Below are 15063 nucleotides of genomic sequence, written 5' to 3' on the forward strand. Positions count from 1 at the left end.
GCTTCGACAATCGGAAAAGACACGGACAGAGGTGAATACGACACAATGCCCCAAGTCGAAGAACGTCCCGCGAAAGGGAATGCGGCGGCGGAAACCGCCCGCAATGACACGACGGGCAGTCGCCATTTGCCTACATCCGCGACCGGTGGTTCAGCTACGCGACCAGAAACCTCATCCTCGATAGCTAGGAGCAGACCTTAATGGACGCGAAGTCGCCCAACGACTCCCACAGCGAAGACCCGATACCCGCTGAGGCACCGGAAGATACGCGCCGCTGGAGTGCGCGCCGACGGATACTCACCGGTGTGGGCGTTGCGGCCGTCGCTGTTCTCGCCTGGTTCGGGTTCTCCGCGTGGCAGGTCCAGCACAACCTCACCGGCGCGCGGGACAACGCTCAGCTCGCCAAGGATTCGCTGCTCAGCGGCGACACCCAGGGCGCCCAGCGAGCCGCGACCGACGCCCGCGAACGGGCCGCAGCCGCGCAGGACAACCTGCATTCGGTTCCGTGGAGTGCATTTGCTGCCGTGCCCGGCGTCGGCGCACCGTTCGAGTCGGCGCAGCAGATGTCCGACGTGGTGGTCGGACTCACCCGCGACGTTCTCACACCCGCGGTCGACGTCGGTGTGGCGCTGTCCCCGAGAGACCTGATCGGCGATGGCGGCAGTGTGCAACTGCAGCCGCTGCGCGATGCGGCACCGGCACTGCACGAGACATCGATCGCGGCGCGGAACCTGGCAACTCAGGCACAGGGCATCCGCGGCGCCGGATACCTCGGGCTCGTGGACGATGCCCGAACCCAGCTTCAGAATCAAACCGACGACGTGGCAAAACTCCTGGAGAACACATCGATCGGTGCCGAAGTTCTTCCGGCGATGCTCGGCCTCGACGGACCACGCAGCTACTTCCTCGCGTTTCAGACCAATGCGGAAGCACGCGCCACCGGCGGACTCGTCGGCGGTTACAGCGTCATCCATGCCAGCAACGGAAAAATGGGCATCGAGAAACTCGGTAAGAACACCGAAGTGTCCTACGACAAGCGGCCTCTCGATCTCGGCTCCGATTACAAGAGCATGTACGGCAACTACAATCCCTCGGTCGACATCCGAAACAGCAACCTGAGCTCGCACTTCCCGTACGCGGCCCGGATCTGGCAATCGATGTGGGCGCAGGAGTCGGGCGAGCAGGTCGACGGAGCGATCGCGACCGACCCCGTCGCGCTGAGCTACGTTCTGGCCGCGGTCGGCCCGGTCACCCTGCCCGACGGGGAAGTCGTCGACGCCGGCAACGTCGTGGAACTCACCGAATCCACCGCCTACACCCGATTCATCACCGACGAAGCCAACTACACCGCCGACAACGCCGACCGCAAGGAGTACCTCCAGACCATCGCCGGGAAGGTCGTCGAGAAGATGACCGGCACGATCGAGTCACCCCAGCGCCTGCTCGACGCGGTCGGGCGCGCCGCCGGGGAGCGGCGCATCGCGGTGTGGAGTGCACATCCGGAAGAGCAGGCAATACTTGCCGACACCACCCTCGGATACACCGTGCCCGAAGATCCCGCCCCGTACGCCGGTGTGGTGATCAACAACAACGGCGGCAACAAACTCGACTACTACCTCGACCGCGAAATCGACTACACCGCCGGCGACTGCACCGGCGACACACGCACTACGGCCGTCACCGTCCGACTCACGAACAACACGCCGGACAGCAACTTTCCGCGCATCGTCGCCGGCACCTTCAAGGACAAGCCCCTGCCGTACGGGACCAACCTCTCCATGGTGTCGCTGCTGTCGACCAACGGCGCCACCCTGACGAAGGCCACCATCGACGGCAAACAGTCCTTCGCCATTCAGGGAAAAGAACTGGGACACCCCGTCTTCACCGTCCCCGTCACCATCCCCAAGGGCGCGACCGTCGAGTTGCGATACGAACTGAACGAACCCACCGCACCGGGTGAAGCCCGAGTGCCCGTCCAGCCACTCGTCGATGATCCGACAGTGACCGTCAGCGCGCCGGTGTGCGCCGGATGATCCTTCCGGACCTCGGTCCTGCCCTGTCCGCGCCCGAACAGAAGGAAAGTATGGACGAGCCTCAGGTTTCCGTGATCATCGTGACCTACAACAGCGAGGCCGTCATCGGAGATTGTGTTCGCCCACTGTCCGGGCAGGACGGAATCGAACTCGTCGTGCTGGACAACGCATCCGCGGACGGAACGCTGGCAGTTCTCGCCGAGGCAGCGCCGGACGCCCTCATCGCCCGCAACGAGGAGAACGTGGGTTTCGCGCGGGGTGTCAACCGCGCAGCACGCCACGCACGGGGGCGAGCGATACTACTGCTCAATCCCGATGCACGCATCTCCCCCCGGGACGTTCTCGCTCTGGCCGCCATTTTCGAGGAATCGCCGGACGTCGGGATCGTCGCTCCGACGCTCAGCCAGCCGGCAGGACGCCTCGAGATCCGCGAAGGCGGTCGGAGACCCGATGCGGTCAGCGTGTTCAATCACTTTTCAGGCCTCTCGCGACTGTCCCACAAGCATCCTCGTCTGGAAGGTCTGTATCTCCTCCACACCCACGATTTCGCGACGAGGGAGTTGGATTGGGTATCCGGAGCCTGCATGATGGTCCGTAAGCAGACGTGGGACGAGTTGGGCGGACTCACCGAACGATGGTTCATGTATGCGGAAGACCTGGAGTTCTGTCTTCGCACACGCCAACACGGCAAGCGAATCGTCATGAGCGCCGAACAGACGGGAACCCACGTGATCGGGGGAAGTACAGGCGCCGCCACGACGACGAGGCCGAATCCTGCATGGGTGATCAATCTCTACGATCTGTACAAGTGGAAGATGGCCCGGAACCGCATACACAGCGCGTTGTGGAAGAGCTTTGTCGTCGCAGGACTTCTGTCGAGAACGGTTGCGTTCTACGTGAAATCGCTCGGCGCACCGGAACGATCAGTACTGTGGCGGTCCGAGTCGCACAAGTTCCTCTGGTACACCCGCTCACTGCTCGCGCAATCCAGCAGGATCGATGAGGCCACGACATGACCACTCCGAATCCGCGAATCCTCGTGCTCTGGGCCGACCGGGATTCGACGAACCTCGGCCTGCGCGCGCTGGCAGAAGGTACGGAGTCGATCGTCGCACGGAGATGGCCGAACGCCGACCTGACGTTCCACACCCAGGACAGTCAGGGCACCCCGCTCAGCAAGCGAAGCGTACTCCGGGACATCTTTCGCTCACGAGGACCGATCAAGCGGGAAATCTCCCGATACGACGCGATTCTGGATACCGGCGCAGGCGACAGCTTCACCGACATCTACGGGCTGCGACGTCTCATCTTGATGGCCTACGTACAGCGCGTTGCCGCACAGCGTCGAGTGCCGACCATACTCATGCCCCAGACCATTGGTCCGTTCGACAGCAGGGTCGGGCGGCTGATTGCGAGGAAATCCCTGCAGCAGGCCACCCGGGTTTTCGCACGCGATCCGGTAAGCCTCACGTACGCGCGACAGTTGGGACGACGGTCTGCGGCGGAGTCGACAGACCTGGTGTTCGCACTGGCACAGCCAGATCGCACGGGGACAGTCGAACGCGACGTAGTGGTCAACGTCTCCGGACTGCTGTGGTCCGAGAACCCCCACGTCGACCACCACAGCTATCGCCGGTCCGTCACAGCCCTCATCGATGGGCTTCTCCAGCGCGGTCACCGGGTCGGCGTGCTTGCACACGTTCTCGATTCACCGATGACAGACAACGATGTACCCGCTGTCCGACAGGTGGGAAGCCATTTCGGAGACGCAGTCGAGATCCTCGTCCCGGACTCCCTGACGGGTGTTCGCGGGATCCTCGCCACGGCGAACGTGGTGATCGGCGCGCGCATGCATGCCTGTCTCAACTCGCTGTCCGTCGGTACGCCGGCGATCCCCTGGGCATATTCGCGCAAATTCGCACCGCTTGTCGATGCACTGGGATGGAACATGCACGTCGATCTGAGGGCGTCGCCCGATCCGGCGCGCGAGACCCTCGCACTCGTGGAATCGTTGAATCTTTCCGCAGCACGCAACGAGGTGCAGCAAATCCTGAGCAGGACCGATGTGATGATGGACGAGCTCGGCGCGGGCCTGAATGACATCGACGTCCGTCAGACAGCGCTGTAATCGATATGTCCCTTCGCGACGACGTTGAAGCATCGACGGAGGTCACCGGCTCGGAACAGTAACGATGTCGGGCTCAATCGGAGAGCGCGCAGACTCGAAAGCGTGGTCACCATCCAGCCCGCAACCGACGCCAGCGCCGCCCCGGCACCGCCGAGGTGAGGTCCCAGGATGAACATCAGTGCGACGCCCACGCCCAACCCGAGGAGTTGCGCGGCGGTCATGAGGCCCCCTCTGCCCTGCGCCACCAGCATCTGGGACGCGACATAGTTCACCGTGAGAAAGACCGATCCACACAGACAGATCAAAGTCATTGCAATTGAGCCTCGAAAGCCCTCACCGAAGATCAACGGAATGAGCACGGGCGTCGTGCATCCCAGCACCACCACAGGCACGGCGACGGTGAGAGCCGTGATGCGAATCGACAACGCCGAGATACGCTTGCTCGCCTCCGACGCCGACGCTGCCGCGTCCCGGAACATCACCGAGGCAATCGTGTGTCCGAGGGTCATCGGCAAGCTCGCGACCGTTATCGCAATAGCGAACAATCCCGCATCGTGCGCCCCGATCGCGACGACTGCAACGATCTGAGGAAGCGTATTCGAGGCCGTCTCTGCCGCTTGGCTGCCGGAATACACAACGCTCTCCCGCGCCAGTGGACGAAGGCGCGATCTCGGTCCACGCGGTGATATCCGCGTGAGGCACACCCCCACGAGTGTGGAGAGGAGTGTGCTGGCCGCCGCACTGACCAGCACCCACGGAAGCGTCAGACTTCCGAGAATCCATCCGAGGGCGACTCCGCATGTGAGTGCCACGGGTTGGGTCGACTGCAGGAGAGCGATCGCGCCGTAGCGCTGGCCCGCGATCAACACACTCTGGAAGCACAACGTTGCGATGAACCCGACGGAACAGCCCATTCCCAGGAGGAATGCCCGGGTGCCGACCGGATCGAGTTCGGTGATCACCAACCGCTCGATCAGGAGCCCTATCACAACTGCTGCGGGAACCAGGAACGGCAGAACGACGTACACGGCCCGGATCGTCGATTCGGGAGCACCGATCGACGCACGCCGCCGGACGGCAAGGGGTAGACCCATACCGAGAACGACAGGCGCAAGTATCGTCGCGGCGAAGCAGGCGGCGTACAGTCCCCGTCCTGACGGCCCGAGCTCGCGCGCGATGACGGGGGCGGTGATCAGGGGTGACAGCTGGACGATCAGTCGCGTCACCGCGATGATGCTCGGCGACTGCATCGCCGCCGTGATCTTCGTCCGCGGATCACGACTCGCTACCATCGCCGGGCCCGTCGAAAGGTTCCGGCCATAGCGCGAAGGGTTCTGAGGGGCGACCGCAGCGACAGCCGCCACAAGCGGAATCCGCGGTACCGGGGAGCCGCGTGCCCGGCAAGCCGGCTACCCGCCATGCGCCCCAGCAGGGTCGCGCGCCGAACCACCTGGAAGGGTTGCACATCCGCAACCGCGTCCGGATCGATCGCGCTGATCGCGATCACCCCCTCCTCGGCGGCCCGCCGGATGACGTCCTCGCCTCGCCGGGTTCGCGCGATGAGGACGCTCAGACCGTCCTGGTCGGTGAAGTCGGGGTAGCCGCTACTGTCCGTCCGCCAGAAGTCGCCGGCACTGATATCGGCGCTTTCCCCGACACCATCCGGACAGAGCTTGCAGCGCTGCTGCACCGCCGGCCCCAGATGCTTTCCCCACGAGACGTCATAGGACGTTCGGACCGAATTGCCGTGGGCATCCTCCACGTAGAAGTCGCCTGGCCAACCATGCCCGCGATATCGCACCGTCGCCACCTCGGCGCCATCGTCCACACCCAGATCGTGAATCAGGGACTCCGTCGCGTGCTGGCTCGGCACACCGGCGCAGAAGAACGAAAGCAACAGGGGAGACTGTTGGTCGCGGGACTTCGCCAGTGCTCTCAGTGCGGCTACCTCGCAGGGTTTCCCGACGACAGCCGAGGCGCGATTGTCCATGTCAGCGGCCGCCGCACTGGCGGTGGGCGCGTAGCGCGACCCGGTCGCCCGCACGATGTCGGCTCGCGTCCGTACTGAACTGGTCTCGGTCTTCGCAGGATTCGAATCGGATGCGGCAGCGACAACGACACTGTCGATCTGTCCGGTGGCAATCAACCATTCGTTCAGAGCAGTGAGGGTGCCCCCACTGCTTCCCTTGAACCGAATGTCCTCGTCGAGCGCGTAAGCCTCCCAGATCGACACGATCGGCCCCAAGAAGTCGTGACGTCTGGTCCCCACCGGTCTTTGTGCCTGGACGGAAACACCGGGACATGACTGTCGGAACTCGGCGAGCGCGGTCGGGTCGGTGTCCGACGGACCCGACGCACCGATGCGGGGACGGATGAATCCATTGTCCGCGAGTTCGAGAACGACATCCTTGTCGAGCAGGGCACATGCCCCGCAACCGGAACAGTTTCCGCGTCGGACGACCTCTGCGATCTCGGCGTGCAGCCGGTTCGGGTCCACGAATCAGAGGCCCTTCACTGCAGGGTGTGTCGCTGCGGCGTGGTCGGCAGACCGACGGTCCGGAGAACAGTCCTCGTCCTCGGAGCCCCGTTCCTCGTCCGTCAGCGGACGAATCAGCGACGCCATGATGATCCAGGTAACGCTGAACCAGAACATACTGGTCATCGTTGCTGCCGCTGCGAACGCCACCACCACGGCAAAGGCAATCGGCCGCCTCTGCCACGGCACGTGGCGCAACACAGTGATGACGAGCCCCGCCAAGAGCAGCAGACCGACGATGCCGACGTCGTAGAGGATCTGAACCGGAAGCATGATGATGTGACCGGGCACTCCGGGCGAGCCGGGCTGGTCATGACGCAGGCTGAATGTATTGGTGCCGTTTCCGAGCCACAGGTTCGCACCGTGCATATCGCGAGCAGCGGCCTTCGCCACTTCGATCCTGAACCCGATATTTCCGCCTTCGAGGTCGATGTCGCCCAACTTCCCCGACGGCTCGGAAGGTTCCGCGGACGTCGACGAACTCGTCGCCGACGGTGCTGCGCGCAGGGCGTCCTCACCAAAGGACGGCAGTATCGTTGCGACGCCATAGGCGACCGCAATTCCCACGGCCAAGACCACCGGACCGAACCACAACCCCCTGCGGTTCCGGCGTTCCCGATACGAGCGCATCACCTCGAACCCCAGATACACGATCAGCCCCGCAGCCAGGCAGAAGACTGCCGTGCGCGTTTGCGACCCGACGATTCCCAGCGGAACTGCGATGGCAGCGACACTCATCCAGACCCGGTCGCGTCCCTTCCGTGCCACCAGCAGTAACGTCCACAACACCAGGATCGAGGCATAGATGTTCGCCTCCTGCGACGTAATGCGTGCCACGTAGACCTGGTACATTCCGTCGAAATCCGTGCCGGGTGTGAAGCCGCCGTGAGAAGTGTTGGCGACGATGAATGCTGCAAACCCCGCCATCCCCCACGGAACGACACAACGAATGCCCGTGTTCTCGAACCATATTGCGCGGGTGCCGAGGGAGATGATTCCCGCGAGCAGTAGCAGATCGATGACCAACCAGGCGAGAATCGACGCACTCTTACCGAGGCTCGGGGAGAACATCAGCGTCGCCACGACATTCCATGCGACGAACGCACCGAAGACGAGAACCACCGGATGTGTGAGAGCGCGGAAGAAGGCGGCCCTGGTCCGGGCGTCGGTCATCAACCACCCTACGAGGAGCAGCGGCACAACCTGCTCCCATCTGACGTTGTACCCGGCGATGGCGACGACATAGCGGCCGACGAACGACGAGACGACCACAGCGACCACGAGGGCGAAGGTCACCAACTCGTGCCTGTCGCGCCCGTCGACGAAAGTGCGCCACGAGGCGGCACGTCGCGGTTCAGTGGAGTGCACAAACATCAATCAAGGTCCTTGGGGTTCATCGAACAGCTCTGAGCCGGGTCAGCCGATCGCCGTAAGAAGAGACTCTTCGTAACGCTGGCAGACATCTTCCCAGGTGTAGTAGTCGTACGCGCGCTGGAGTGCCCGATCGCGCATGACCTGCTGGCCCGCCGAATCGGCGATCACATCCTTTACGGTGGTCACGATCTCCGATGCTTCCGCCGCGACGAACCTGCCTGCGTCCCCCAGAACTTCGCGGTTGTATACCGTGTCCCGCGCGACGATGGGCGCTTGACATGCCATCGCCTGGACCAACGCAGGATTCGTTCCGCCCACACTGTGACCGTGGAAATAGGCGCCTGCGTTCTGCCACAGTGAGAACAGCTTTCGATCGTCACTGACGTGACCCATCCACGTGACCCGTTCATTGCGCTGGGCCAGCGCACGCACGTGCTCGTCCAGCTCGCCGCCGTACCCGGACGATCCGACTATGACGACGTCGCGATCGCGGCTCAAGACCTCTGCGGCTTCGAAGAACTCGACGACAGTGTTTTCCGGCACGAACCGCGCGACCATCAACACGTACTTCTTGGGAGTGAGTCCCTCGACCGGCGGAAGTGGATCGACGAAGTCGCCTCCGTAGGGTATGAAGTCGCCTTCACGCTGGAAGTCGTTTTCCCATCGGCGCTTGATTTCGAGGGAGTCGACTACCAACCGCGTCGCATAGCGCGCGGTCAGTGTGGCGCCGGCACGAAAGACCCGCTTGGCGCCGTTGCCCCATTTTGCACGCTCCCACTCGATCCCGTCCACGTTGACCACGGTGGGGATTCCTCGCGATTTGAGCGCCGGCAGCCAGAACCCGTTCGCCACGTTCAGGACGAGAGCTACGTCAGGTTTTTTCACGGCCGCATCCAGGCATGATGTCAGCCCGTAGGACAGCGTGCTGAGGGACTTGGACTCGAGCCCGGGGGTATTGCGGACGACGACTCTCGGGTCGCGTGAGGGATCGGTGGGGACTGTCGCACCTGGACGCGAATAGACGGTGACATCCCACCCTTTTTCCACGAGGCAGGGAGCGAGATGCCGGATCAGGGTCTCGAAGCCACCGTAGTAGCTCGGATAGCCCCGCGTTCCGATGATTGCAACCGAACGACCCACTGACGTCATTGAATTCCTGTTCTTTCTATCGACAACCGCGCTGTTCGAGGACAGATCGTTGGGCTATCTGCTGCCCGCAAGATCGGCGACGGCTGTTCTGATGGTCTCGACGGTCACATCCCAGTCCCCGGTTATCGGACTTCCCGGATTCGACAGCGGCGTATCGTCCTGTTCCCTCGCGGCAGTGGCCAACAATGTGGTGATCGCGCTCGAGATCGCAGGAACATCGTGTGGATCGACGTACTGCGCACAGGCGCCGAGATTCTCTCGCAGGACCGGTATGTCGCTGACGAGAACGCGTGCGCCGAAGTACGCCGCCTCCACCGGCGGCAGACCGTATCCCTCACCGAGCGAGAGGAAACAGAACAGAGCGCAGTTCTCGTACAGCCACCGCAGTTCCTCATCCGGCACGAACTCGATGAATACGATCGCACCGGACGCCACGCCTGACCTGACCGATTCACTGGACTCGGGGAGCCGACCGGATCGCTGACCGACGACGACCAGCGGGAAGTCCTCCGAGACTGCACCCGATTCGATCGCGGCGGCGATCGTGTTCTCCAGATTCTTGCGAATGTTCAGCCGCCCGACGGTGAGCAGGAACCCACGAGTCTTCAGCGGGTGGCTCGGTTGTCGTGACCGCGATTCGAGCAACGTCGTCGACAGCCCCAGGCCCGTCACCGCCACCTCTGCCGAAATGGCGTTGTACGTGGAAACCCGATCGGCTTCGTGTCTCGTCGTAGTCAGTACGCGACCGGTGCGTTTCGCAAGAAAGGGAATGGCCGAGAGGTAGAGTCGCTCGATCGGCGTGAACCATTCGGGGTTGCTCTGGAAGAGAACGTCGTGCACCAGAACTGCGGCGTTCGACGTCGGTGCACCGAAGTTCTGGAGAAAGATTGCGTCGAATTCTCGCCCCCTCTTGAGGTACAGAGGAAGCTCGAGAGCATTGATGGTCGGATGGCGTCTCATTCGCGTCGGAATGCGCTCGACTCCCACGGGCAACTCTGCCTCGGAATCACTCCACTTGGACGGGATCGCCAGCACGAGCTCGTCGTCCGGGAATGCCGAGCGCCACCGGCCGACGATCTCCCGCAGTACGAGACGGTTCGAATACGGGCCATCGACCCACCAATAGGCATCGACCAGAATTCGCACTACGCGATCACCGTCTTTCCCGTGTTTCTTCGTCTCGTGACGCATCGCGAGCGACGGTCGGAATCGTGATGCCGTGGTGGATCAGTACGCGCCGTCATGGGAGGCCACCGCCTTCAGGGTCTTGGCGATGATCAGCATGTCGCCGACCATCGACCAGTTCTCGACGTAGGACAGGTCGAGTCGCACCGAGTCCTCCCACGACAGGTCGGAGCGCCCGCTCACCTGCCACAGGCCGGTGACACCGGGCTTCACCAGCAGTCGACGATGCACCTCGTTCTCGTACGACTCGACCTCGACACGCAGAGGGGGCCGCGGTCCCACCACGCTCATCTCTCGTCGCAGCACGTTGATGAACTGGGGCAACTCGTCGATGCTGTACTTGCGCATGACGCGGCCGACGCGCGTGACACGCGGATCGTCGCGCAATTTGAACAGCACCCCGGCGCCCTCGTTGTGCCCACTCAAGGTGGCACTGTGCGTGTCTGCTTCGGCCACCATCGACCGGAACTTCAGCATCGGGAACGGCCTGCCGTCCATGCCCATTCGTTCCGACCTGTACAGCACCGGTCCCCGGCTCGTCAGCTTGACGACCACGGCCGCGAACAGCATCAAGGGGCTCAGCAGTATGAGTGCGACGATCGCGAACACCAGATCGAACGACGTCTTCCCGAATCGGTTGGCGCCGTGATAGCGCGGCTTCTCCACGTGGATCAGCGGCAGTCCCGCGACGGGCCGCATCTCGAGGCGCGGCCCGGAGACGTCCATCATTCCCGGAGCGACCACCAGGTCGACGTCCAACTGCTCGAGATCCCACACCATTTCGCGAAGTCCGTGATGGCCGAGATGCTCGGTGGCCGTGACCGCGACGGTATCGGCTCCGGATCGCTCGATCGCATCGACGACGTCGTGCTCGTCACCGAGGACCGGTATCGACCGTCCGTCCACGGTGATCGTGTCGTCGGACGACCGGTGGTGCGCGGGGATACATACCCCGACCACGTTGTATCCGTCCGCCGTTCCCCGATCGAACGTCCTCGCGAGGTTGCGCACGGAGTGTTCGGCGCCGACGACCAGGACGGCTGTCCGGCACAGTCCGCGCGCACGTTTGCGAGCGAGGACCCGGCGCCACATCCAACGGGTCAGGAGGAGACCGAGGAGTCCGGTGGGAAAGGCGATCGCCAGGTACAACCGTGCCAGTTCCACGTGCAGGAGGAGTGCGGCGATCGCGATGAGGCCGAACAGCCGGAGTGTCGCGGTGGCGATGCGCCGATACTCCTCCGGGCCGCTCCCGACCACTCGCGGGGATCGCACGTGGAAGACGGCGAGGATGCCGAGCCACGAGGTCACGAGGCCGACGGAGATCAGACCGTAGCTCACGTTGCTCAGGGTGCGCGAGTCGACGAGAGTTCCGGCGCCCCCGAAGCGCACCCACTGAGCCAGGGCCACGGCGAGCACGACGACGAGCGTGTCGGTGAGGAGGATTCGTCTGATGTAGACGGCCAGCCAGTGTCGGCGCGCCACCCCTCGTTGCGCTGACGGTGCCGCAACGCTGTGAACAGTTGAAGCTCTCTCCACAGTCGAGTTGAACGTCGCCATGCATCCCCTCCACTGTCGAACCGATCGCCGGCAGAGTGTGAAGGTCGAGTCGGCCGTTTCACGACAGCAGATTTCAGGGACGAAGTGCAGTGTCGCCGTCACCCATGGCGCAACGCCGTGCGTGCCGTGCGGCCTTTACCCGTAGGCGACGAAAACCCTACGAGCAACGATCCAGAACTGCCCCGAGCACCGCCATGTAGCTGGACGACATCGAACATTCACAACGAGTGTGGACGTTATCAGCGCAATTCGGTCCTGTCTCATCGCCATAGCGGATAGCAGACCGCGCGGTCCGCACTAAACACGCGCTGAGCAGCGGTTTTTCACCCCCACAATTGGTTCGGACACAACCGATTTCAGCAAACTGACCACAGGTGCTGAGGCGGAACGATTTTCGGCCGAGTAAGTCCGGACAGAGCGCCCGGACGCATTCGAAGTACCGGCAAATTACCGCGATACATACTCGAAGTTTGCGTTGGCCATTTCTATTCGGTCTCGCCACCGAGAATGGTGACGATATTTCGGATCAGCGATATCGGGGCGGTGTCGAATTCGAATGACAGCGCCGGGGATTCGGGGCCGCGACGGACCCCGTACGATGCCTCACGCACCGTCGTGACGGAACCGCGGCGACGCACCGACCGGCGACCGTCCGATCCGCGCCCGCACTCGGGCGGTGACCTGCCAGATCTGGGTGGTGTCGTGGACGCTGATGCACGGCACTCCCAGCGCGCGGGCCTGCTGGACGGTGGCAGTTTCCCTCGCCGAACACCGTCCGTCCAGAATGTCCTCGGTGACGATGACACAGAGCACGTTGCCGTCGAGTTCGCGGATCGGCTCCAGACCGTGGAGCGCCACCCATTGCCTGACCATCGCCCATTGTGAGACGTCGTTGTAGCGGGTGGGGTTGCCGACGAACAGCACGCGACGAGACCGGCGGGCTCGGGCGACCTCGATGCTGGAGATGGGTGACATCGCGAAAGTTCCTGTCCATGTGTTCGGCTGATCCGGGTACAGGACAACTCTCTCGCGAGCCGGCGACTGCGTCTGTCCGCCGATCGGGCGGCGCACCGGATGAATCTCAACTCCCCCGATCGGAGGACACCCCCGCACGTGAGTGGGAAAGTGTGCTCGGGCACGCATCGGCACTCACGTGGGAGGTTGGATGATCACCGTCTTGTGCTGCCGAGGTATCGGTGAGGATCTCGACGTCAACATGCTCACCAACACGACGCAACTCCTCGACCCCGCGCGGTTCGTCGTCAAGCAGGTGCCGTGGGAGGCGAGCTACGGGCCCGTGCCCGATCCGGGTGGTTCGGCGTTCGACAAGGCGCTGTCCGAAGGTCGAGTGCTTCTGTTGCGGATGATCGACGAGGATCCGAATCCGGTTGTTCTGCTCGGCTACTCGGGTGGAGCCGCACTCGCCGGCAATGTGGCTGCGGAGGTGGGACGGGGACAGCACCCCACCCTGGACGTTCGCGGGGCCGGATTGATCGCCGACCCCCTGCGGCCGGCGTCCGCGAACCTGCCCGGTTGGGGCATCGCGGGGCAACGCCCGATCACGGGGATGCCCGTGTGGCAGATCGCCGACCCGTTGGACGCCATCTGCTGCTGCCCGGGCAACTCGCCGCTCCGCACGTTCGCGGACCAATCAGCCGCCTTCTCACTCGCCGACCCGGCAGCGTGGGTGGTGGACCTCCTCGATCGGCTCCGCACCCGCCGGTGGCAGGCGGTGATCCTGAACTGGTGGCGCCCGTGGACGGTCTGGCAGCAGTACTCCGAGGCCATCGACGACGTCAACGGTTACCTGTTCCGGGGCGACCACACCAGCTATTGGGTGCGGCTCGCCCCAGGCACCGACCGGACCTACTGCGCGTTGCTCGCGGATCGCGTCGGCAGCCTGCCGGACTGATGCCGGGGCACGGTGGGTGTTGCCGAACGGACGTGGCGCTACTGCGTCATCGCACTCCCCTGCGCCGTTCGGGGATCGGCAGGCGATCGATGAGGTCCGCGGCATGAACGGCACCGTCATGGTCCCGGATCCGCGCTCCCAGCGTCGCCGCGGCCACCCTGTGCGGTCCGGGCACAAGCAGGTCGCGGACCGCCGACCGGATGCGCTCGGGCGAGGCCGTCTTGCGGAGGCACCGGGCGACGCCGTACTGCTCCAGACTGCGGCCGATCATCTTCTGATCGAGCGTCGGGTGAATTGGCAGAATGACCAGGGGCAGGTCGTGCGCGAGAGCCCGCATAGTGGTGTCGTGACCGCCGTGTCCGACGACGAGGGTGGCGGTCGGCAGGATCTGTTCGTGTGGAACGTAGCCGTGCACTTCGGAGTTCGGGCCCGCCGTGAAGCTTGCCGGGTCGACGGACGGTCCGGTCGTGACAACGGTATGGGCGGGCAGTCCGGCGACAGCCTCGAGGATGTTCTGCAGGGCCCGCTGCTGTCCGTCGAAGTTGAGACTGCTGAGGCTGACCAGGATCAGTGGATCGCGTTCGGATACCGGGGTCAACGTGGACGGCATCGGATGTCGCACCACACCGGTGTAGTGGACGGAGGCGGGCAGGCCTCGGCGGGAGGCCGGATCGAGGTCCTTCTCGGTGGTCACCAGCGCGAGGTCCGATGACGCCCACAGCCTCAGTGGCCGCTGTCCTTTCAGCCTGGCCATCACGGGCGTCGTACCCCGGGTCACGGCGCGGTACATGAACTCGTAGTAGGTGTGCACCAGCGTCACACGCGTCAGGTGCGCGGCGTCGGCGGCCTGCAGGACGCCGTACAGCAGGCAATCGACCACCACAACGTCCACCGGTTCGCGCGCGACGGTGTCGAGCAGATCGATTCCGGGCCCGGTGTCGGTGAAGACGGCGAGCGATTGGTACACCCCCGCGATACCGGGATGCCTGGTCGTCGCCTGCCAGGGTCGTGCATGGGCGTAGGGCGTGAACCGGAACCCGTGCCGTTCGATTTTCTCGCGTTGCTGGGCGTGTCCGAGGAATCGGACCTGGTGACCGCGGTTGCGTGCCTCCGCCGCGATGCCGAGAGCAGGTGGCACGTTGCCGCCGCCGTCCCACGTGACGAACAGAATTCTTGCCATCGGAGCCTC

Annotated in this window: 12 protein-coding genes; 4 read left to right on the forward strand and 8 right to left on the reverse strand. The window is 64.0% G+C overall.

What is annotated here, in order from left to right; translation table 11 throughout:
• The first annotated feature begins 200 nt into the window (after nt 1-200).
• Genes ACFTWF_RS20915 through ACFTWF_RS20925 form a run of 3 tightly spaced genes read left to right on the forward strand, consistent with a single transcriptional unit; the run spans nt 201 to nt 4161 of the window.
• Nucleotides 201-2033, forward strand: a complete 1833-nt coding sequence (locus ACFTWF_RS20915) for a DUF4012 domain-containing protein (protein WP_378463084.1) — start codon at nt 201-203, stop codon at nt 2031-2033.
• Nucleotides 2034-2083: 50 nt separating this feature from the next.
• Nucleotides 2084-3049 carry a glycosyltransferase family 2 protein gene (locus ACFTWF_RS20920; RefSeq protein ID WP_378463085.1) on the forward strand — a complete coding sequence of 322 codons (966 nt, stop codon included), beginning with the start codon at nt 2084-2086 and terminating at the stop codon, nt 3047-3049.
• Nucleotides 3046-4161: a polysaccharide pyruvyl transferase family protein gene (locus ACFTWF_RS20925; protein ID WP_378463086.1), complete on the forward strand. Its 1116-nt coding sequence runs from the start codon at nt 3046-3048 to the stop codon at nt 4159-4161. Before ACFTWF_RS20920 ends, ACFTWF_RS20925 begins: the two co-directional genes overlap by 4 nt.
• Here the strand turns inward: ACFTWF_RS20925 and ACFTWF_RS20930 are convergent.
• The 7 genes from ACFTWF_RS20930 to ACFTWF_RS20960 all read right to left on the reverse strand — a co-directional run bounded on the left by ACFTWF_RS20930 (nt 4146) and on the right by ACFTWF_RS20960 (nt 12937).
• Nucleotides 4146-5453 carry a lipopolysaccharide biosynthesis protein gene (locus tag ACFTWF_RS20930; RefSeq protein ID WP_378463087.1) on the reverse strand — a complete coding sequence of 436 codons (1308 nt, stop codon included), beginning with the start codon at nt 5451-5453 and terminating at the stop codon, nt 4146-4148. The genes ACFTWF_RS20925 and ACFTWF_RS20930 overlap by 16 nt on opposite strands.
• Complete coding sequence (locus tag ACFTWF_RS20935) at nt 5447-6658, reverse strand: Coenzyme F420 hydrogenase/dehydrogenase, beta subunit C-terminal domain (RefSeq protein ID WP_378463088.1); 1212 nt, start codon at nt 6656-6658, stop codon at nt 5447-5449. The genes ACFTWF_RS20930 and ACFTWF_RS20935 overlap by 7 nt, the downstream gene beginning before the upstream one ends.
• Nucleotides 6659-6661: 3 nt before the next feature.
• Complete coding sequence (locus ACFTWF_RS20940; protein WP_378463089.1) at nt 6662-8071, reverse strand: hypothetical protein; 1410 nt, start codon at nt 8069-8071, stop codon at nt 6662-6664.
• A 42-nt stretch (nt 8072-8113) separates the two neighbouring features.
• Nucleotides 8114-9220 carry a DUF1972 domain-containing protein gene (locus tag ACFTWF_RS20945; protein ID WP_378463090.1) on the reverse strand — a complete coding sequence of 369 codons (1107 nt, stop codon included), beginning with the start codon at nt 9218-9220 and terminating at the stop codon, nt 8114-8116.
• A gap of 54 nt (nt 9221-9274) precedes the next feature.
• Complete coding sequence (locus ACFTWF_RS20950) at nt 9275-10366, reverse strand: glycosyltransferase family 4 protein (protein WP_378463091.1); 1092 nt, start codon at nt 10364-10366, stop codon at nt 9275-9277.
• A gap of 81 nt (nt 10367-10447) precedes the next feature.
• The gene (locus ACFTWF_RS20955; protein ID WP_378463092.1) at nt 10448-11962 is read right to left on the reverse strand and encodes a sugar transferase; all 1515 of its coding nucleotides are present in this window, start codon (nt 11960-11962) and stop codon (nt 10448-10450) included.
• Nucleotides 11963-12565: 603 nt separating this feature from the next.
• Nucleotides 12566-12937, reverse strand: a complete 372-nt coding sequence (locus ACFTWF_RS20960) for a hypothetical protein (protein WP_378463093.1) — start codon at nt 12935-12937, stop codon at nt 12566-12568.
• A 190-nt stretch (nt 12938-13127) separates the two neighbouring features.
• Between ACFTWF_RS20960 and ACFTWF_RS20965 the strand changes: the two genes are divergently transcribed.
• Nucleotides 13128-13874 carry a hypothetical protein gene (locus tag ACFTWF_RS20965; RefSeq protein ID WP_378463094.1) on the forward strand — a complete coding sequence of 249 codons (747 nt, stop codon included), beginning with the start codon at nt 13128-13130 and terminating at the stop codon, nt 13872-13874.
• A 46-nt stretch (nt 13875-13920) separates the two neighbouring features.
• Here ACFTWF_RS20965 and ACFTWF_RS20970 read toward each other — a convergent pair whose 3' ends face one another.
• Nucleotides 13921-15054: a glycosyltransferase gene (locus ACFTWF_RS20970; RefSeq protein WP_378463095.1), complete on the reverse strand. Its 1134-nt coding sequence runs from the start codon at nt 15052-15054 to the stop codon at nt 13921-13923.
• Between the last annotated feature and the right edge of the window lie 9 nt (nt 15055-15063).

This window comes from Rhodococcus sp. NPDC056960 (assembly GCF_042674125.1).
Classification (GTDB): domain Bacteria; phylum Actinomycetota; class Actinomycetes; order Mycobacteriales; family Mycobacteriaceae; genus Rhodococcus_F.

What these genes read in the sequence shown, in the direction of transcription:
- ACFTWF_RS20915 (WP_378463084.1), top strand. Translation starts at nt 201, where the DNA reads ATGGACGCGAAGTCGCCCAACGACTCCCACAGCGAAGACCCGATACCC.
- ACFTWF_RS20920 (WP_378463085.1), top strand. Translation starts at nt 2,084, where the DNA reads ATGGACGAGCCTCAGGTTTCCGTGATCATCGTGACCTACAACAGCGAG.
- ACFTWF_RS20925 (WP_378463086.1), top strand. Translation starts at nt 3,046, where the DNA reads ATGACCACTCCGAATCCGCGAATCCTCGTGCTCTGGGCCGACCGGGAT.
- ACFTWF_RS20930 (WP_378463087.1), bottom strand. Translation starts at nt 5,453, where the DNA reads ATGGTAGCGAGTCGTGATCCGCGGACGAAGATCACGGCGGCGATGCAG.
- ACFTWF_RS20940 (WP_378463089.1), bottom strand. Translation starts at nt 8,071, where the DNA reads ATGTTTGTGCACTCCACTGAACCGCGACGTGCCGCCTCGTGGCGCACT.
- ACFTWF_RS20945 (WP_378463090.1), bottom strand. Translation starts at nt 9,220, where the DNA reads ATGACGTCAGTGGGTCGTTCGGTTGCAATCATCGGAACGCGGGGCTAT.
- ACFTWF_RS20955 (WP_378463092.1), bottom strand. Translation starts at nt 11,962, where the DNA reads ATGGCGACGTTCAACTCGACTGTGGAGAGAGCTTCAACTGTTCACAGC.
- ACFTWF_RS20960 (WP_378463093.1), bottom strand. Translation starts at nt 12,937, where the DNA reads ATGTCACCCATCTCCAGCATCGAGGTCGCCCGAGCCCGCCGGTCTCGT.
- ACFTWF_RS20965 (WP_378463094.1), top strand. Translation starts at nt 13,128, where the DNA reads ATGATCACCGTCTTGTGCTGCCGAGGTATCGGTGAGGATCTCGACGTC.
- ACFTWF_RS20970 (WP_378463095.1), bottom strand. Translation starts at nt 15,054, where the DNA reads ATGGCAAGAATTCTGTTCGTCACGTGGGACGGCGGCGGCAACGTGCCA.